The organism is Bacteroides faecis MAJ27 (assembly GCF_900106755.1).
Lineage (GTDB): Bacteria > Bacteroidota > Bacteroidia > Bacteroidales > Bacteroidaceae > Bacteroides > Bacteroides faecis.
This window is the reverse complement of record NZ_FNNN01000001.1, coordinates 478,619-497,972: the sequence shown is the minus strand read 5'-3', so window position 1 is coordinate 497,972 and position 19,354 is coordinate 478,619. Positions and strand designations below refer to the sequence as shown.

The following is a 19,354-nucleotide window of genomic DNA, read 5'->3' as shown; positions in this document are numbered from 1 at the left end:
ACTTTATATGCTGAAACAAAACAAGAAAGATAAACAGCAAGACGGGCATAGATGGCTTCTTATAGGCTTTCTATGCCTGTTTGCCGTATGCCTTGTGGCGCAGGTGAAGCCCACCGGACAGAATAAAAAGACGGAGACCCCGGCTGTAAAACCTGAGGATGGAACAAAGCAAACTGCCAAAGGTACAAAGAAAGAACCGGAAAATAAAAAGACGAAAGTGTATTTGTTGCATGCAAACCAAGGACAGGCTGACAAGCTTGCCCGACCGGATGTTCAAGTGTTGATCGGAAATGTAAAGCTGCGTCATGACAGTATGTATATGTTTTGTGACAGTGCTTTGATTTACGAGAAAACCAATTCGGTAGAAGCATTCAGTAATGTACGTATGGAGCAGGGAGACACTCTGTTCATCTATGGTGATTATCTTTACTATGATGGAATGACGCAGATTGCGCAGATTCGTGAGAACGTAAAAATGATCAACCGGAACACGACACTGCTGACTGACAGTCTGAATTATGACCGTCTTTATGATCTCGGTTATTATTTTGAGGGAGGGACTTTGATGGATGAAGAGAATGTATTAACCTCAGACTGGGGAGAATACAGTCCGGCTACCAAACAATCGGTGTTCAATCATGATGTGAAATTGGTGAATCCTAAGTTTGTATTGACATCGGATACATTGAAATATAATACCTTCTCTAAGATTGCTACCATTCTCGGTCCTTCGAATATTGTGAGTGATAATAATCATATCTATTCAGAACGAGGCTTTTATAATACATTGAGTGAACAGGCAGAATTGTTGGATCGTTCTATTCTGACGAATGACGGAAAGAAGTTGATTGGTGACAGCTTGTTTTATGACCGGAAAGTGGGATATGGTGAAGCGTTCGATAATATACGAATGACAGATACCATCAATAAAAATATGCTGACGGGCAATTATTGTTTCTATAATGAATTGACCGATTCTGCTTTTGCCACCAAACGTGCCGTTGCTATTGACTATTCACAAGGTGACAGCCTCTTTATGCATGGAGATACGTTGCAGCTTGTTTCCTATAATCTGAATACGGACTCAGTATTCCGCCTGATGAAAGCTTATCATAAGGTCCGTATGTATCGTACTGATGTGCAGGGTGTTTGCGACTCACTGGTCTATAATTCAAAAGATTCTTGCCTGACCATGTATACGGACCCGATTCTTTGGAATGAAGGTCAGCAACTGCTCGGTGAGGAGATCAAGATTTATATGAATGACAGTACCATTAACTGGGCGCACATTATCAACCAGGCACTGACGGTAGAGATGAAAGATTCCATTCACTATAACCAGGTGTCCGGTAAAGAAATGAAAGCCTATTTCGAAAACGGTGATATGCGGCATATTGAAGTGATAGGTAATGTGATGACTGCTTTCTATCCGGAAGAAAAAGACAGTACAATGACCGGTTTTAATAACATGGAAGGAAGTGTACTTCATCTTTATCTGAAAGAAAAGAAGATGGAAAAGGGTATGTTTGTTGGTAAGTCCAACGGAACATTATATCCAATGGATCAGATACCTCCCGATAAGCTGAGGCTGTCTACATTTGCCTGGTTTGACTATGTCCGTCCTTTAAATAAAGAGGATATTTTCAATTGGAGAGGCAAGAAGGAAGGGGAGACACTGAAACCTACCACCGACCGGCGGCCAAAGACTGATAGGCGAAAGTTAATTAATATGGATTTTCCTGATTTGAAATAGCGTATGGGAATGTTTTTTAATTCGATGAGGAAACCTCGGGGCTTTAATCATCAATACATTTATGTGAACGAGCGGAAAGAGAAGCTCGATAAGATGGAGGAGAAAGCGAAGCGTGAATTGGGAATGCTTCCTGAGAAAGAGTTCAGTCCCGAAGATATTCGCGGTAAGTTTGTCGAAGGAACTACGCATCTGAAGCGCAGAAAGGCAAGCGGACGTAAACCTGTATCCTTTGGAATCATATTGATAATCATAGCTTTCCTTTTATATTTGTGGCATTATTTGGCGACGGGAAGCTGGTCATTTTAACTACTTAAGTAAACTATGAGCGATATTATTCATTTGTTGCCTGATTCGGTAGCTAATCAGATTGCTGCCGGTGAAGTGATACAACGTCCGGCATCTGTTATTAAAGAGCTAGTGGAAAATGCAATCGATGCAGATGCTCAAAATATACATGTACTCGTCACGGATGCTGGTAAGACCTGCATCCAGATTATAGACGATGGAAAAGGAATGTCCGAAACGGATGCACGACTTGCTTTCGAACGTCATGCGACTTCTAAAATTCGCGAGGCATCGGATTTGTTTGCTCTGCGTACGATGGGATTTCGTGGGGAAGCACTGGCTTCCATCGCAGCTGTGGCGCAGGTTGAATTGAAAACACGGCTGGAATCCGAAGAATTGGGAACCAGATTGGTGATTGCAGGTTCTAAAGTAGAAAGCCAGGAAGCTGTTTCCTGCTCAAAGGGAAGTAACTTTTCTGTGAAGAATTTATTCTTTAATGTGCCTGCCCGTCGTAAGTTCCTAAAAGCTAATTCAACAGAACTAAGTAATATTCTGGCTGAATTTGAACGCATTGCTCTGGTTCATCCTGAGGTATCCTTTTCACTTTACAGCAATGATTCCGAATTGTTCAATCTGCCTGTATCTCCTTTGCGGCAACGTATTCTTGCTATCTTTGGCAAGAAACTGAATCAACAGTTGTTGAATATCGAGGTGAATACTACGATGGTGAAAATCTCGGGCTACATAGCAAAGCCGGAAACGGCCCGTAAGAAAGGTGCACATCAATACTTCTTTGTCAACGGACGCTATATGCGCCATCCTTATTTTCATAGGGCAGTGATGGAAGCTTATGAACAGTTGATCCCTGTTGGCGAGCAAGTTTCCTATTTTATTTACTTTGAAGTAGACCCGGCTAATATTGATGTGAATATCCATCCTACAAAGACGGAAATCAAGTTTGAGAATGAACAGGCCATTTGGCAAATACTTTCGGCATCAGTAAAAGAGTCATTGGGTAAGTTCAGTGCCATTCCTTCCATTGATTTCGACACGGAAGACATGCCGGAGATTCCTGCATTTGAGCAGAATCTTCCTCCTGCACCTCCGAAAGTTAACTATAACTCAGATTTTAATCCGTTCAAAGTATCCTCCGGAGGAAGTGGCGGTGGGTCATATACTCGTCCGAAAGTGGAATGGGAAGGATTGTATGGTGGATTGACTAAGGCAAGTAAGATAAATGAACCTCAGCAAGAGCCGGAAATGGACTGGGAGAATTCTCCTTTCGAAGAAGAATCGGTGGTTGCTGAAGAGAAAACTATTTCGGCTGTATCTGCCGCTTCATCCACTTTTTCATCCGCTTCATCTACATTATATGCTAATGAGCCTGTGATTGAAAAGGGAAATCTGCATCTGCAGTTTAAAGGCCGCTTTATTCTGACTTCAGTGAAATCCGGATTGATGCTGATTGACCAGCATCGTGCGCATATCCGCGTACTTTTTGATCGCTATATGGTGCAGATAAAACAAAAGCAAGGCGTTTCACAGGGAGTGCTTTTTCCCGAAATATTGCAGTTGCCTGCTTCAGAAGCTGCTGTCTTGCAAGGAATCATGGATGATTTATCGGCAGTTGGTTTTGATTTGAGTGATTTGGGTGGCGGTAGCTATGCTATCAACGGTATTCCTTCGGGGATAGAAGGACTGAATCCGGTTGAGTTGGTACGGAATATGCTACATACAGCTATGGAAAAAGGAAATGATGTAAAGGAGGAGATCCAGCATATCTTAGCTTTAACATTGGCGCGTGCTGCAGCGATTGTATATGGTCAGGTGTTGAGTAATGAGGAAATGGTAAGTCTTGTAGACAGTCTTTTTGCCTGTCCTTCACCTAATTACACTCCGGATGGCAAAACAGTCTTGACTACAATAAAGGAAGAGGACATCGAAAAATTATTCAAATAAAACAAATAAAATCATCATTTTATAAAACCTTTTAGTTCAGTTCGTGTTATTTAAATAGTTCAACAAAGAAAAGATTATAATAACCACTTAACTATTAGGTATATGAAAAAGATTCTAATGTTGCTGGCTTTTGCCGGCGTTGCGTCTGCCGCTTCTGCGCAGCAAACCGTGACTGTAACTGAATACGAGGTTGTTCAGGTACAAGATAAATATCAGGTAATAACTAACCCATTCTGGAGTAACTGGTTCTTCTCAGTAGGAGGTGGTGCACAGGTATTATTTGGTAATAATGACCATATCGGAAAATTCAGAGACCGTATTGCCCCCACATTGAATGTATCAGTTGGTAAATGGGTAACACCCGGTTTTGGAGTGCGTATGCAATACAGTGGACTACAATCTAAAGGATTCACTACTAACGAATCTGCAAATTATGTAGTCGGTGGTCCGAGAGAAGATGGCTCTTACAAGCAGAGATGGGACTATATGAACTTGCATGGTGATTTGATGATCAACCTGAATGCGCTTTTCGGTGGATACAACCCGGATCGCGTATATGAAATTATCCCGTATATCGGTGCCGGCTGGGCTCATTCATATTCCAAACCTCATACCAATGCTGCTACTTTCAATGCAGGTATTATCAATCGTTTCCGTTTGTCAAATGCTGTTGATTTGAATCTTGAATTGAGTGCAACTGGTCTGGAAGGTAAGTTTGACGGTGAACATGGTGGTAAACCCGATTATGACGGTATTTTAGGTGCTACTCTCGGTGTAACTTATTACTTCCCGACCCGTGGATTCCAACGCCCTGTTCCACAGATTATCTCTGAACTGGAATTGAGACAGATGCGTGATCAGATGAATGCTATGGCAGCCGCTAATATGCAGTTGCAGCAACAGTTGGCTAATGCACAGCAACCTGTAGTGGAAGAAGCTGAAGAAGTTGTTGTAACAGATGCTAACATCGCACCGCGTACAGTATTCTTCAAGATTGGTTCAGACAAGTTGTCTCCACAAGAAGAAATGAACTTATCTTATCTTGCCAGCAAGATGAAAGAATTCCCGAACATGACATATACAATCAACGGATATGCAGACTCTGCAACCGGTACTCCGTCTATCAACCAGAAGTTGAGTATGGAACGTGCACAGGCTGTTAAAGACTTGTTGGTTAAGAAGTACGGCATCTCTGCAGACAGATTAACCGTTGCAGCAGGTGGTGGTGTCGATAAGTTCGGTCAACCGATTTTGAACCGTGTTGTATTGGTAGAATCAACTCAGTAATACGCTCATCTAGCTCGGTATATATTTTGTATAGGCTGGATTAGTTTAATAAAACATAGTCTCCTTATTTTCTTGCTTCCTTATTTTATGGATAAGGCGGGAAAATAAGGAGACTTTTTTGAATACATAAAACTTCTTCTTTATCGTTCTAATATATTATATGAATCAGCCGATTTTATAAATTAACTCTTTTACAGCATCATTCTCAGACAAACATCCATTCTATGTAATAAAGTTTTGTATATTTGTAATACATAACTCAAATCTAAGACATTATGGGTGATTTTTATGGCGTATGTGCATTACTTGCTGCACTGATGTTCTTCGTCTTGATACAAAAGTTTGATAAGAAGTTTGGGAAGGTAGAGAAAGAACTGGACGAAATAAAGAAACGAATGGATGCTTTTCTCAAAGCTCAGGAGAGAATAGCTTCCGATCATGTACAATCGAAGGAAAATGTATCGGCTGAAGCCGTGGAAGACACATGTATCCCGCCTCATGCGGCAAATGAAATCCCTGTTCTGAAAAAAGAACTGTTGCGGAAAGAAGAACAGCTTGAAGCTCCTCAGGGTATGATGGCAGAGAATAATGTAACTTCTGAAATACCTGTCGTCACACCGTCTGTACGGAAACAGAAGAAAGTTAACTATGAGAAGTTTATCGGTGAAAATCTGTTTGGCAAGATTGGTATTCTTGTATTCGTAATTGGTGTTGGCTTCTTTGTGAAATATGCCATTGATAAAGACTGGATTAACGAGACATTACGTACTGTACTCGGTTTCCTGACCGGCTCTGCATTGCTGGTTGTTGCCGAACGTCTGCAAAAGAAGTACCGTACATTCAGTTCCTTGCTTGCGGGTGGAGCTTTCGCTGTCTTTTATCTTACGGTAGCTATTGCCTTTCATTTTTATCATCTCTTCCCTCAGACTGTCGCCTTTATTATTCTGATAGTTATAACACTGTTCATGTCGATTCTGTCTGTCCTGTACGACAGGCGCGAACTGGCCATCATTTCATTGGTCGGAGGATTCCTGGCACCTTTTATCGTCAGCAGTGGCGATGGTAACTATATGGTACTGTTCACTTATATAAGTATATTGAATCTTGGGATGTTCGGACTTTCTATCTATAAGAAATGGGGAGAACTTCCGGTGATAGCCTTTGTCTTTACCTACCTAGTGATGGGACTATTCCTGCTGACCGGCTATTCTACCGGAACGGCAATCATTTCCGTACATCTGTTCGCATTTGCTACCTTGTTCTATTTTATATTCCTGTTGCCGATCTTATCGATACTCCGGATAGAAGCCATAAAGAAGAACAGGGGATTATTACTGGTTATCATAACCAATAACTTCATTTATCTGTTATTGGGAATCCTGTTCCTGCGAAATATGGAACTGGCATTTAAGTCCGAAGGTTTGCTGAGCTTGTTCATTGCAATCATCAATTTAGTTTTGGTTATCTGGCTGCGAATGAGTAAGAAAGATTATAAGTTCCTTATTTATGCCATGTTGGGACTTGTACTGACATTTGTTTCCATCACCATACCTATTCAACTGGACGGAAACTATATAACCTTATTCTGGGCAGCGGAAATGGTACTGCTGTTATGGCTTTATGTCAAATCGAAGATCTGGATATATGAACGTGCTACCTTGGTATTGATGGGGCTGACACTTATTTCATATCTGATGGATGTATCTGCCGTGATACTATCTTCCTCTTCCTCCGATACAGTTTTCCTGAACAGCTCTTTTGCGACTTCCCTGTTTGTCGGTTTGGCTGCGGGCGCATTTGCTTTGATGATGGGACATTACCGCTCTCTTTTCTCTGAATCCCGCTGCCTGAGATATGTTCCTTGGAATCCGGTCATGCTTCTTACATCTGCTGCTATACTCTATTATACATTCATGGCAGAGTTTTCCTTGCATCTGGCAGGAGCTACAAGGAGCGGGATGATGCTGGTATTCACTTCCGCTGCCATCCTTATCCTCAGCTATGCTTTCAAGAAGCGTTTCCCGATAGAGCAATGTACGATTCCTTATCTGGCAGGTCTTGGAATTAATGTTTTGATATATGCGATCAATATATGGGGAGACCAATGGGCACACATGAGTCTGTCTCCTGTTTTACTCCGATGGCTGGCGGCAGCATTTATTATAGTTAACCTATACTACGTTGCCCGTCAATACTATACTATTATAGGACTGAAAACTCACTCCACTGTCTATTTGAATGTGTTGGCACTTCTCCTTTGGCTGACGATGGTGCGTTCTTTCCTCTGGCAGGCGGGAGTCGAAGATTTCGACGCCGGTTTCTCCGTTTCATTGAGCATTGCGGGATTTGTCCAGATGGCATTGGGGATGCGTCTGCACCAGAAAGTGTTACGTATCATTAGTCTTTCAACTTTTGGAATCGTTCTGCTGAAACTGATTCTGAAGGACTTATGGGCAATGCCTACTATCGGTAAGATCATAGTATTTATCATTTTGGGCTTGATATTGCTGGTACTTTCTTTCCTTTACCAGAAGCTGAAAGGAGTGCTCTTCAAAAATGATGAAGATGAAACGGATTGAGCCGGTCATGCAATAAAACTCTCTTTATATAAATACAAATAAGAAAGCACCCGCGTTACAGTTGTCTGTGGCGTGGGTGCTTTCTTATTTATAAAGGATGTGTCGTACACCCTATTTTTTATTCTGTTTATTCCTGCGAAGAGGCAAAGCGTTTCACTTGTTCTTCAATCAGTTCTTTATCATCGAAGTAGTTGATCTTCATCGCTTTCTTTACATCTGCCAATGTTTCGGCAGCGGCAGCTCTGGCTACTTCGCATCCTTCCTGCAACATTTTGTAAATAGCAGGAATATCTTTACTGAATTCTTTGCGACGGTTGCGGATCGGTTCCAATGTTTCCTGCATAATAGCGTTCAGGAAGCGTTTTACTTTTACGTCGCCCAGTCCGCCACGCTGATAGTGAGCTTTCAGTTCTTCCAGATTCGGATAATCCGGCAAGTAACGTTCGAAATGTTCCGGACGGCAGAAAGCGTCCAGATAAGTAAATACGGTATTACCCTCTATCTTACCCGGATCTTGTACGCGGAGGTGTCCCGGATCGGTGTACATACTCATGATCTTCTTCTGGATTTCTTCCGGTTCTTCGGACAGATAGATGCAGTTTCCGAGTGATTTACTCATTTTAGCCTTTCCGTCAGTTCCCGGCAGACGAAGGCAGGCAGCATTGTCCGGCAACAGGATTTCCGGTTCTACCAGCGTTTCACCATAAATATAGTTGAAGCGACGAACGATTTCGCGCGCCTGTTCCAGCATCGGTTCCTGGTCTTCACCTACCGGAACAGTAGTGGCACGGAAAGCAGTAATGTCCGCAGCCTGGCTGATAGGATAAGTGAAAAAGCCTACAGGGATGCTTGCTTCGAAGTTACGCATCTGAATTTCAGACTTCACAGTCGGATTGCGTTGCAAACGGGATACGCTTACAAGGTCCATATAATAGAAGCTAAGTTCGCACAATTCCGGTATTTGCGATTGGATGAAGATAGTGGCTTTGGTCGGATCAATGCCGCATGCCAGATAGTCGAGGGCAACTTCAATCACATTCTGACGTACCTTTTCAGGATTGTCTATATTGTCCGTCAACGCCTGTGAATCGGCAATGAAGATAAACATTTTACTATAGTCACCTGCATCTTGCAAGTCCACTCTGCGTTTCAACGAACCTACATAATGTCCGATATGGAGTCTTCCGGTAGGACGGTCACCCGTCAATATGATTTTCTCTTTTTTCATTGTTATAGCCTTATTATAATAGATTTAGCGACAAAGATAAGGATAAAAAATGAAAGATGCGTCAAAATGAAGCCTCTTCGTTATTTATGCTTACTTTTCTCGACTTTTAGTATAAAAAGAGAATATTCTTCTTCAAATTCTTTGTAATTTTAGAAATATGTCGTTACTTTGCACAAATTTTGAAATCGACAATGAATCAACAAGAAATTAGAAGTAAGTATTATCTACATTCGGATGTTTTTCACCCGGAATCAACAGGCTTCTTCTTTTTTCTCCAAAAACGATATTTTAGTTCTTTGGTAATGCGTTAATCCTTTTACGAGGGTAACGCATTTTTTTTATAGACGAAACTTAGAAAACTTATTATAACAACAAAAGAAATGGAAAAGGAAATCAAGAAAGTTCTCGTTTTGGGTTCTGGAGCACTCAAAATCGGACAAGCCGGAGAATTTGACTACTCAGGCTCACAAGCACTGAAAGCTTTGAAAGAAGAAGGTATCAGCTCAGTATTGGTAAACCCGAACATCGCAACCATTCAGACTTCTGAAGGAATTGCCGATAAAGTGTATTTCCTTCCCGTAACTACTTATTTCGTAGAAGAGATTATCAAGAAAGAACGTCCGGACGGTATCCTGCTGGCTTTCGGCGGACAGACTGCATTGAACTGCGGTGCCGAACTGTACACACAAGGTGTTCTTGATAAGTATGGAGTGAAAGTACTGGGTACATCGGTAGAAGCTATCATGTACACAGAAGACCGTGACCTGTTCGTGAAGAAACTGGATGAGATTCAGATGAAGACTCCGGTGAGCCAGGCTGTAGAAAGCATGGAAGATGCTATCGCTGCTGCCCGTAAGATCGGTTATCCGGTGATGGTGCGTTCGGCCTATGCCTTGGGAGGTCTTGGTAGCGGTATCTGTGCTAACGAAGAAGAATTCCTGAAACTGGCTGAAAGTTCTTTCGCTTTCTCTAAGCAGATTCTGGTAGAAGAATCTCTGAAAGGTTGGAAAGAAATCGAGTTTGAGGTGATTCGTGATGCCAACGACCACTGCTTTACAGTGGCCAGCATGGAAAACTTCGACCCGCTGGGCATCCATACCGGTGAATCCATCGTTGTAGCTCCTACTTGCTCATTGGATGACAAAGAACTGAAGTTGTTGCAGGAACTGTCTACGAAGTGCATCCGTCACCTCGGCATCGTAGGTGAATGTAACATCCAGTATGCGTTCAACTCTGATACGGACGACTATCGTGTGATTGAAGTAAATGCCCGTCTGAGCCGTTCTTCCGCACTGGCATCCAAAGCTACCGGTTATCCGCTGGCATTCGTGGCCGCTAAGATTGCATTGGGGTACTCACTCGACCAGATCGGTGAGATGGGAACTCCGAACTCTGCTTATCTTGCTCCGCAACTTGATTACTATATCTGTAAAATCCCTCGCTGGGACTTGACGAAGTTTGCCGGTGTATCCCGTGAAATCGGTTCAAGCATGAAGTCGGTAGGTGAAATCATGTCTATCGGTCGCTCTTTCGAAGAAATCATTCAGAAAGGTCTTCGTATGATCGGTCAGGGTATGCACGGGTTTGTAGGTAACGACGATGTACACTTCGACGACCTCGATAAAGAACTTTCACGTCCGACTGACTTGCGTATCTTCTCCATCGCACAAGCTATGGAAGAAGGATACAGCATCGACCGTATCCACGAACTGACTAAGATCGATCCCTGGTTCCTCGGCAAGCTGAAGAACATTGTAGACTATAAAGCCAAATTGTCTACCTATAACAAGGTGGAAGATATCCCGGCTGACGTAATGCGTGAAGCTAAGGTTCTTGGTTTCTCTGACTTCCAGATTGCCCGCTTCGTTCTGAATCCGACCGGAAACATGGAAAAAGAAAACCTTGCGGTACGTGCTCACCGTAAAGCCTTAGGTATTCTTCCGGCTGTAAAACGCATCAATACTATCGCTTCCGAACATCCGGAACTGACTAACTACCTGTATATGACTTATGCAGTGGAAGGTTACGACGTAAACTATTATAAGAATGAAAAATCAGTAGTAGTACTGGGATCGGGCGCTTACCGCATCGGTAGCTCGGTTGAATTTGACTGGTGCTCGGTGAATGCGGTTCAGACTGCCCGCAAGCTGGGGTACAAGTCTATCATGATCAACTACAACCCTGAAACAGTTTCTACTGACTACGATATGTGCGACCGTCTGTACTTCGACGAACTTTCTTTCGAACGTGTGCTTGACGTGATCGACCTTGAACAACCGCGTGGTGTGATCGTATCCGTAGGCGGACAGATTCCGAACAACCTGGCTATGAAGCTGTATCGCCAGTCGGTACCTGTACTGGGTACTTCGCCGGTTTCTATCGACCGTGCCGAAAACCGTAACAAGTTCTCTGCAATGCTCGATCAGCTCGGTATCGACCAACCGGCATGGATGGAACTTACCAGCCTCGAAGAAGTGAAAGGATTCGTAGAAAAAGTAGGTTATCCGGTATTGGTTCGTCCTTCATACGTACTCTCGGGTGCTGCAATGAACGTTTGCTACGATGACGAAGAACTGGAAAACTTCTTGAAGATGGCTGCTGAAGTATCTAAGGAGTATCCGGTAGTTGTTTCTCAGTTCCTTGAAAATACAAAGGAGATAGAGTTTGACGCTGTAGCTCAGAACGGTGAAGTGGTTGAATACGCTATTTCCGAACACGTAGAGTTTGCCGGTGTACACTCCGGTGACGCTACTCTGGTATTCCCGGCACAGAAGATTTATTTTGCAACTGCCCGCCGCATCAAGAAGATCAGCCGTCAGATTGCTAAAGAACTGAATATCTCCGGTCCGTTCAACATCCAGTTCCTTGCCCGCAACAACGAAGTGAAGGTAATTGAATGTAACCTGCGTGCTTCTCGTAGCTTCCCGTTTGTATCTAAGGTGCTGAAACGCAACTTCATCGAAACGGCTACCCGCATCATGCTGGATGCTCCGTATAGCCAACCGGACAAAACTGCGTTCGACATCGACTGGATTGGTGTAAAAGCCTCTCAGTTCTCTTTCTCCCGTCTTCACAAGGCTGACCCTGTTTTGGGTGTGGACATGTCTTCTACCGGTGAAGTCGGTTGTATCGGTGATGACTTCTCTGAAGCATTGCTGAATGCGATGATCGCTACAGGCTTCAAGATTCCGGAAAAGGCAGTGATGTTCTCTTCGGGTGCAATGAAGTCTAAGGTTGACTTGCTGGATGCAAGCCGCATGTTGTTTGCCAAAGGATATCAGATTTACGCTACTGCCGGAACCGCTGCATTCCTGAATGCTCATGGTGTAGAAACGACTCCGGTTTACTGGCCGGATGAAAAACCGGGAGCAGAAAACAATGTGATGAAGATGATCGCTGATCATAAGTTCGATTTGATCGTTAACATTCCGAAGAACCACAGCAAGCGTGAGTTGACGAATGGTTACCGTATCCGTCGTGGCGCTATCGATCATAATATTCCGTTGATTACGAATGCTCGTCTGGCAAGTGCTTTCATTGAAGCATTCTGTGAACTGAAACTGAGCGATATTCAGATTAAGAGCTGGCAGGAATATAAATAAACTGCTTTATATAATAAGGAGACTCTCTCTTTGGCATACCAAGGAGGGAGTCTCTTTTTTTATGTATGGCTTGGTTTATTTTCTCTCTTTATTTCTCTCTCTGTGAATCAACATACGTTTTGCTCTCATGCTCTCACTTTCTGCCTGTATCGCTTTATCCATCGTAGTTACAGCTATGGTAGCAAGTGTGGTAGCAGTGTGGTAGCAAGCGTTTGCTCTCACTTTTTATCTATCCGCAATCCGTGTTTTCTTTCTGTTATGGTTTTATATTCAGTGTGTTAACATCTGATCTGTCAACTGTTAATGATTGTCGTTTCATCTATTAATAATTGAGAATTCAGGTATTAATGGCTGATACCTCCTCTGTTATTGCCTGATAAATGCTTTGTTCTGACTTATCGCCAGGTGTTTCAAACGGGTTTCCATCGCTTGAAACCACAGTTTCCATTACTTGAAACTAGAGTTCCCATTACTTGAAACTTTAGTTTCATACGCTCGAAACTTTTGGTTTCAAACCTTTGGAACTACAGTTTCACACCGATGAAACTAGAGTTCCAAGCTGTGGAAACTGCGGTTCCAAATGGAGAGAATGTTAAACTCTCAGGTAGAGGGTTCTAAGACTATTAATTGCTCTCTTACATCCTAAGTGAAATAACTGATAGTGAATGGTACCTGTATTTTATGGCTTACTCACGCAATAATTGTAGACTTTCAGATTCTGTACCTTACTGTTGAAGTTTCCAGCCTTTTCCAGCGGGAAGACTAGTGTACGTACATAACTCATCGAATCTTTCCCTGCGTTAAAGTAGAGTTTCTGCGTATTCATTTCTTCAACCACCTTTCCGTTGACCCTCAGCGTAGTGCTTCGGTTGTTTCCTTCTATCTGAATAGTTGCTTTTTCTCCCGGATTCACTTTGTAGGGGAAGGTATTCAGGTAACCGTCGCGGGCAAATCCCATCATTCCCCGGATGGGGTCGGACAGGTAGAATACAGCATTAGGAGAACGGAATAATTCGGTTCCTTTGTTCTCTTCTGCTCCGGTGATGTCGAAGCTCACAGTGTAGTTATAACCGATTTCCGGATAATCGGAAGTGCTGCCGGGGGCAACCGTGGAACGTTCGTATACTAATCCCGGCTTTGTGCCGATTCTCGCCAGCTGATTGACTCCGGGTGCTTCGCTGAGGAGCGCTCGTTTCTCATTAAATGTTTCATAAGGAATACCCGTTTGGGCACCTGTCCACATTTTTACGGACAGAGTCTGCAAAGGTGAGAATATACGGTGATGGATGTCTTTTACTGAAATTCCGTTGCCGGCATGGTCGTTCCAGATAGCAAACATACCACCGAGAATGGAAGGGTGCTTTTCTTCAAATACCGATTTTCCGATATGGGCTGGAGTCCATTCCTTATATAAGTATGGTTCGTTGAGGTAGTCCTGATAATATCCGGCTACCGGAACGATATAGACCATTCCGTCCGGAATACAGATTAACTTGTATCCGTCTTTTATCATGGTTGCCGGGTCGGCATACCCGTTGTACCAGGCATTCATGATGACGTCTTCTGATTTGACAGGGGTATCACCTTTGGCATGGCTGAGAGCGCCCCATACCACTGCTTGCTTGCCAAAACCTTCGACAAAACGAATGTAATGATCGGTGAAAGCCCGGAATTTTTCTACCACGTCTTTCTTTGCATTTGAGTATTCGTCTGTACCGATATGTACCCGTTTGCCAACAAACACCGGATTGTCGCCTTCCAGATATTCTTTGAACAGAGCATCTACAAATTCATACGTTTCCGGCTTGAATAAGTCGAGATGATCCATTCCATACTCTTTGCTGCCGATTTCCGGTTTGTAATGAGTAAGTGCCAGTGAATGGGCAGGAACATCAATCTCCGGAATGATTTCCACGAAGTTGGATGCAGCCTGTTTCTGGAAGTCGATGAACTCTTTCTTGGAATAAGAGCCGTCACGGGCAGCCAATCCCGGATAAGTATCCGACTCCAGACGGAAAGCAGCATACGTCTTATCCCAGTTGTGCTCGAAATATTGCTTGAATCCGTTATCGTTCAGATGAACTTGCAGCGTATTCATTTTGTAGTAAGCCATGATTTTTACCAGGTCTTGCAGATAAGACATCGGTATGAACTTACGACCGCAGTCTATCATGAAGCCGCGAAGCGGATAGTCGGGATAATCTCGGATTACTCCTTGCGGGAGTGAACGTTCCTGATTCTGCTCCGCCAGTTGCAGGAGGGTGCGTGTGCTCCAGTAAAGGCCGGTTGTGGTAGGGGCGGAGGCAGCTACGCGGTCGGTTATCTTAATGGCATAACCTTCTTCGCCTAATTTCTTGTCTGTCGATAATGCTAAGACAAAATCACCGGAGGCAGCCTTGCCTTGTACTACGCTTAATGTCTGCCCGAACATCTGCCGATAATCGTCGGCAAACATCTTGGCTATTCGCAGTAATTCGGGATTTTGGGAGGTACAGACAATCCGGGCATCTTTTCCCGGAATAAAGTTGCCGTCTTTTCCCGTCCATTGTTTGAGTTCGGGAATAACGAACGGTTTCGGGTTGACAGCGGCACGGGATAAACTACCCGTCAGACAAAAGATGACCAATAAGGCCAAAGCTTTCAGCGATACAAACTTGTTTCTCATAAGGGGGATTTTTGTGTTTTTGTTAATTAATAAATGATTATAGTTAATTATTGGCTGAAAGTAGGCATAATTTGGATATCTGTCAACAAGTAAAGCTATTTATTTTTTATTTTTGTGATTTCCAAAATGATAAAAACCGATTAAGAATGTTAGTACTTCTATCTTGCGCCAAGACGATGAGTGCGGTGTCGAAGGTGAAAGTTCCTTTGACTACGAGCCCCCGCTTTCAGAAGGAAGCGGCGGAAATAGCGTTGCAGATGTCTCAGTTTTCTGTTGACGAATTGGAACGTTTACTGCGTGTCAACGCTAAGATTGCTGTGGAGAATTATAAGCGTTACCAAGCTTTTCATGCGGAAGCTACTCCGGAATTACCGGCTTTGCTGGCTTATACCGGAATCGTATTCAAGCGCCTCAATCCGAAAGATTTCTCTGTGGAGGACTTTGAATATGCGCAGGAACACTTGCGGCTGACTTCGTTCTGTTATGGGCTGTTGCGTCCTTTGGATGTAATTCGTCCTTATCGTCTGGAGGGAGATGTCTTATTGCCGGAATTAGGGAATCAGACAATGTTTTCTTACTGGCAGTCGCGTTTGACGGATGTGTTTATACAGGATATCCGGCAGGCAGGAGGAATCTTGTGTAACCTTGCCAGCGATGAGATGAAAAGCCTGTTTGACTGGAAACGGGTGGAGAAGGAGGTGCGTGTGGTAACTCCCGAATTTCATGTCTGGAAGAATGGAAAACTGGCTACGATTGTGGTCTATACCAAAATGTCTCGTGGCGAAATGACACGTTTTATCTTGAAGAATAAGGTCGGGAATCCGGATGACCTGAAGGGATTCTCGTGGGAAGGGTTCGAGTTTGACGAATCCCTTTCGGATGAAAGAAAATTTGTATTTACGAATGGTAAGGGGGAATAAGGAATATGACAGAAGTCGAGAAGATGCGTAGCAGCCAGTTGGCTGATATGTCTGCACCGGAGTTGCAGGAACGTTTTGAACATGCAAAGAAGTTGCTGGCTGTTATGCGTGGATTGAGCACGTATGATGACGGTTACAGGGAATTGTTGGAAGAGTTGGTGCCGGGTATTCCTGAAACTTCGGTGATCTGCCCTCCTTTCCATTGCGACCACGGAGACGGGATCAGGTTGGGCGAACATGTATTTGTCAATGCCAATTGTACTTTTTTGGATGGAGGATATATTACAATCGGTGCTCATACGCTGGTAGGGCCTTGCGTGCAGATTTATACGCCGCATCATCCGATGAATTATCTGGAACGTCGCGGTTCGAAAGAATATGCCTATCCGGTTACGGTCGGTGAAGATTGCTGGATTGGTGGCGGAGCAATCATCTGTCCCGGTGTGACGATTGGCAACCGATGTGTGATAGGAGCGGGAAGTGTCGTAACGAAAGATATTCCCGACGACAGTGTCGCAGTCGGGAATCCGGCCCGTGTGGTCCGTAAACAGGTTTAACCGGGAAATTTATTTCCCGGATTTGAGTGTTCCCGCATTGTTGTCTTCGTTATGAAGGCGTCTTTCGGCGGACTCGTATTTGCGTCCGAAATTGAAATTCCACGAAAGTGTGAGAGCGAATACTCTGGAACTTTCTTTGATGTACATCCAGTTTTTGGAAGGAGCTAACGGACTGAAGTTCTCACTCCCTATTCTGTAGTTACTGCCGAAAGGGTTGAGAGACATGACTCCTACATTCAGCTGCTTGTAGCGGTAGCTGACGCTTAAAAGATGGTAGTTCTCTCCGTAACTCAGAGTCTCTCCGTAAAAATCATTTCGGTGGTTCCGTATCTCGAAATACGCGCTCCATTTTTTATAGGCTGCCGTTGCGCTGGCACAATAGTACCAGTTGGTATAAGTGTGATGATAGTTGTGTCCGCGGCTGTCGAAATAGTTGATACCTGTCGATATGGACAAACTTAAGATATCTTTTATAGGGCCTACCTTGATTTCTACTTCCGGATTGAGCTTTTGCCAGCTCCGCTGGTTGGCGGTGGTGCGCACAAAAAGTTCGCCTTCTCTGAATGTTTCTTCCATATTGGGCTTGTGCTGATACTGATACAGGAGATAAAGGCTGCTACTGAATAGTCCTTTACGGAAGTCTACGTTCAGCGTATTGTTGTAGACCGTTGACATTTTCAGGGTCGGATTTCCCCGGCGTATTTGTAAGGAGTCAATCAGTTGCTCTACGTTGCTCAGGTCGGAGAGGGCGGGGGTGCTTCTGGAAATCTGTCCCTGGTAGCGGATAAAAGCTTGGTCCGAGAAATTGTAGGTAAGCCGTATACGGGGTAAGACTGAATATTTCTGATATCCTTCACCTTCCTGGTTGAACCATGAGCGGCTGCCCTGTACCCCGACGGAATAATTAAACCTTTTTATTTTGCTGCTGTATTCTATATAAGTGGAAGTGTGTGCTTCCTGCATCCGCGTTTCCGCCGAAGAAGTGCCGGCGTACTTGTTCTCCGTCAGTGATTGCTGGTGGCGGATACCTGCACTGAGCTTGCTGTTGGTGAATTTCTTTTCGTAGATGCCTTCGCCGATAAATGAGTATTTCTTTCCGCGGATAGCCGAATAGATATCGGTAGCAAGGATGGAATGCTTCTTTTCTTCGTAGGTGCGGTCGTCATAAGTATGTATATAAGTGCCTACCGTGTTCAGGATGATGGCCTGGTTGTTTTTGAGGTTACGTTGCAGATAAATATCGATGGAGGGAGATTTGCTGTCTGAGGCCGTGTGGTCTTTCATGGCTACACTATTATCCGGATTGTCGATGGGGTATAATGTGCTTTGGGTGTTCAGTTTGTTATAACGGAAACTTCCCCGAAGGGCTACACTGACGAACCACTTTTCGGCTTCCTGGTAGCTGTAATTCATTGTCAGATAATCCCAGCGCATTTTCATTTTGTCAGGGACACCGTCTTCCAGTCTTGTAAAAGAAGGCTTGTCCGAGAAATGAAACGTTTCGGAATTCTCCCGCCAGTAGTTCTTGAATGAGCGATAACCTTCATGGTAATTGATTCCCCATTCGGAATTTTTATGGTTGATTTTGGCTGTTGCATTGTTGTTTCCCAAAAGTGTGTTGACTGATGTACTTGTGTCAAATCCTACGTAGCCACCTGTCTGATGACGGCGGACGATATAGTCTATGACAGCCGCTGCGTTATCTCCATACCGTAAACCCGGTTCGTCATGGTATTCGATGCGGATCACATCTTCCGGCTGCAAAGCCAGTATCTCCTGTATCTCCACTTTCGCTCCGTTGATACGTAGCTGTACGTCTCCCTGATTGGAAGAAGTAATCGTTTGCCGGATGAGGTCGACTTGTATGCGGCTGAGTTGTAAACGTTGTAACAGGCTAAGCCCGTTCGTTGAAGTTTTTAGCTGACGGGCACTGGGAAGAATGATCTTCCGGTCGGGCTGGTTGATAACAGGATTGGCGGTAATGGTCACTTCTTCCAGTGCGATGGCTGCCGAATCAATGGAGATCGACCCCAAGTCGAGTGTGGCTGTAAAATCATTCAGGTTGATTTGTTGTGTTTGATAGCCTAGCCCGGATATCCGTAATTGATAATTTCCTTTTTGTAAGTTGTTCATGTTGAATCGTCCCCGTTGGTCGGTAATGCCTCCGGAGATGAAAATAGAATCTTTTGTCTGTAAAATGACATTGGCAAATTCTACCGGCTCTTTGCCGGATACGATTCTTCCTCTTAACTGTAAGTCTTGTGCAATAAGCAACATACACAGACATAGAAATGCTGCGGTTGTAGTGATTCGTTTCATATCTTATTATTAATGGCAGAGAAAGAGTCGCGACTGTCTTTATCTTGTTGTGTTTATTAGACGGACCTGGAGAAGTGAAAGTTGCATGAAAAAAAACTTTTTTCATTATTTGCTGATAATCAGATAATTTCTGATTGTGATAAAAACTTTCTTGAAAAATAATACATGAAATGTTTGGAGGTTTCGAAAAAAGCCGTACC

Annotated in this window: 12 protein-coding genes; 8 read left to right on the top strand and 4 right to left on the bottom strand. The window is 43.7% G+C overall.

Going from position 1 to position 19,354, the window contains the following annotated elements:
- Positions 1-7: 7 nt before the first annotated feature.
- The 5 genes from BLW31_RS01620 to BLW31_RS01600 all read left to right on the top strand — a co-directional run bounded on the left by BLW31_RS01620 (position 8) and on the right by BLW31_RS01600 (position 7,863).
- Positions 8-1,753 (top strand): OstA-like protein, encoded by a 1,746-nt coding sequence (locus BLW31_RS01620; RefSeq protein WP_010536493.1) that lies wholly within the window; start codon positions 8-10, stop codon positions 1,751-1,753.
- A gap of 3 nt (positions 1,754-1,756) precedes the next feature.
- Entirely contained in the window at positions 1,757-2,059 is a 303-nt protein-coding gene (locus tag BLW31_RS01615) for a hypothetical protein (RefSeq protein WP_010536494.1), read from the top strand.
- Positions 2,060-2,074: 15 nt separating this feature from the next.
- Complete coding sequence (gene mutL / locus BLW31_RS01610; protein ID WP_010536495.1) at positions 2,075-3,997, top strand: DNA mismatch repair endonuclease MutL; 1,923 nt, start codon at positions 2,075-2,077, stop codon at positions 3,995-3,997.
- 102 nt (positions 3,998-4,099) lie between these two features.
- On the top strand, positions 4,100-5,284 hold the full coding sequence (locus tag BLW31_RS01605) for an OmpA family protein (protein WP_022301206.1): 1,185 nt from the start codon (positions 4,100-4,102) through the stop codon (positions 5,282-5,284).
- A gap of 275 nt (positions 5,285-5,559) precedes the next feature.
- The gene (locus BLW31_RS01600; RefSeq protein WP_010536497.1) at positions 5,560-7,863 is read left to right on the top strand and encodes a DUF2339 domain-containing protein; all 2,304 of its coding nucleotides are present in this window, start codon (positions 5,560-5,562) and stop codon (positions 7,861-7,863) included.
- Between the two features lie 127 nt (positions 7,864-7,990).
- On the opposite strand, the gene trpS is transcribed toward BLW31_RS01600, so the two are convergent.
- Positions 7,991-9,091 carry a tryptophan--tRNA ligase gene (gene trpS, locus BLW31_RS01595; protein WP_010536498.1) on the bottom strand — a complete coding sequence of 367 codons (1,101 nt, stop codon included), beginning with the start codon at positions 9,089-9,091 and terminating at the stop codon, positions 7,991-7,993.
- Between the two features lie 380 nt (positions 9,092-9,471).
- Between trpS and carB the strand changes: the two genes are divergently transcribed.
- Complete coding sequence (gene carB, locus BLW31_RS01580) at positions 9,472-12,693, top strand: carbamoyl-phosphate synthase (glutamine-hydrolyzing) large subunit (RefSeq protein ID WP_010536499.1); 3,222 nt, start codon at positions 9,472-9,474, stop codon at positions 12,691-12,693.
- Between the two features lie 75 nt (positions 12,694-12,768).
- Here carB and BLW31_RS24285 read toward each other — a convergent pair whose 3' ends face one another.
- Positions 12,769-12,915: a hypothetical protein gene (locus tag BLW31_RS24285; protein ID WP_157998586.1), complete on the bottom strand. Its 147-nt coding sequence runs from the start codon at positions 12,913-12,915 to the stop codon at positions 12,769-12,771.
- Between the two features lie 457 nt (positions 12,916-13,372).
- Positions 13,373-15,358 (bottom strand): beta-N-acetylhexosaminidase, encoded by a 1,986-nt coding sequence (locus BLW31_RS01575; RefSeq protein ID WP_010536500.1) that lies wholly within the window; start codon positions 15,356-15,358, stop codon positions 13,373-13,375.
- Positions 15,359-15,504: 146 nt separating this feature from the next.
- Here BLW31_RS01575 and yaaA point away from each other — a divergent pair, with 146 nt between their 5' ends.
- Both yaaA and BLW31_RS01565 read left to right on the top strand, forming a co-directional pair.
- A complete protein-coding gene (gene yaaA, locus BLW31_RS01570) occupies positions 15,505-16,278 on the top strand; it encodes a peroxide stress protein YaaA (RefSeq protein ID WP_010536501.1) in 774 nt (257 codons plus the stop codon).
- A 5-nt stretch (positions 16,279-16,283) separates the two neighbouring features.
- Entirely contained in the window at positions 16,284-16,835 is a 552-nt protein-coding gene (locus tag BLW31_RS01565; RefSeq protein ID WP_010536502.1) for a sugar O-acetyltransferase, read from the top strand.
- A 9-nt stretch (positions 16,836-16,844) separates the two neighbouring features.
- Here BLW31_RS01565 and BLW31_RS01560 read toward each other — a convergent pair whose 3' ends face one another.
- Positions 16,845-19,154, bottom strand: coding sequence for a carboxypeptidase-like regulatory domain-containing protein (locus tag BLW31_RS01560; RefSeq protein ID WP_029425273.1), 2,310 nt, complete (start codon positions 19,152-19,154; stop codon positions 16,845-16,847).
- Positions 19,155-19,354: the final 200 nt, after the last annotated feature.

Bases quoted from the DNA above. Each gene is read 5' to 3' on its own strand.
- BLW31_RS01620 (WP_010536493.1), top strand. From the start codon at position 8: ATGCTGAAACAAAACAAGAAAGATAAACAGCAAGACGGGCATAGATGG.
- BLW31_RS01615 (WP_010536494.1), top strand. From the start codon at position 1,757: ATGGGAATGTTTTTTAATTCGATGAGGAAACCTCGGGGCTTTAATCAT.
- mutL (WP_010536495.1), top strand. From the start codon at position 2,075: ATGAGCGATATTATTCATTTGTTGCCTGATTCGGTAGCTAATCAGATT.
- BLW31_RS01605 (WP_022301206.1), top strand. From the start codon at position 4,100: ATGAAAAAGATTCTAATGTTGCTGGCTTTTGCCGGCGTTGCGTCTGCC.
- BLW31_RS01600 (WP_010536497.1), top strand. From the start codon at position 5,560: ATGGGTGATTTTTATGGCGTATGTGCATTACTTGCTGCACTGATGTTC.
- trpS (WP_010536498.1), bottom strand. From the start codon at position 9,091: ATGAAAAAAGAGAAAATCATATTGACGGGTGACCGTCCTACCGGAAGA.
- carB (WP_010536499.1), top strand. From the start codon at position 9,472: ATGGAAAAGGAAATCAAGAAAGTTCTCGTTTTGGGTTCTGGAGCACTC.
- BLW31_RS01575 (WP_010536500.1), bottom strand. From the start codon at position 15,358: ATGAGAAACAAGTTTGTATCGCTGAAAGCTTTGGCCTTATTGGTCATC.
- yaaA (WP_010536501.1), top strand. From the start codon at position 15,505: ATGTTAGTACTTCTATCTTGCGCCAAGACGATGAGTGCGGTGTCGAAG.
- BLW31_RS01565 (WP_010536502.1), top strand. From the start codon at position 16,284: ATGACAGAAGTCGAGAAGATGCGTAGCAGCCAGTTGGCTGATATGTCT.
- BLW31_RS01560 (WP_029425273.1), bottom strand. From the start codon at position 19,154: ATGAAACGAATCACTACAACCGCAGCATTTCTATGTCTGTGTATGTTG.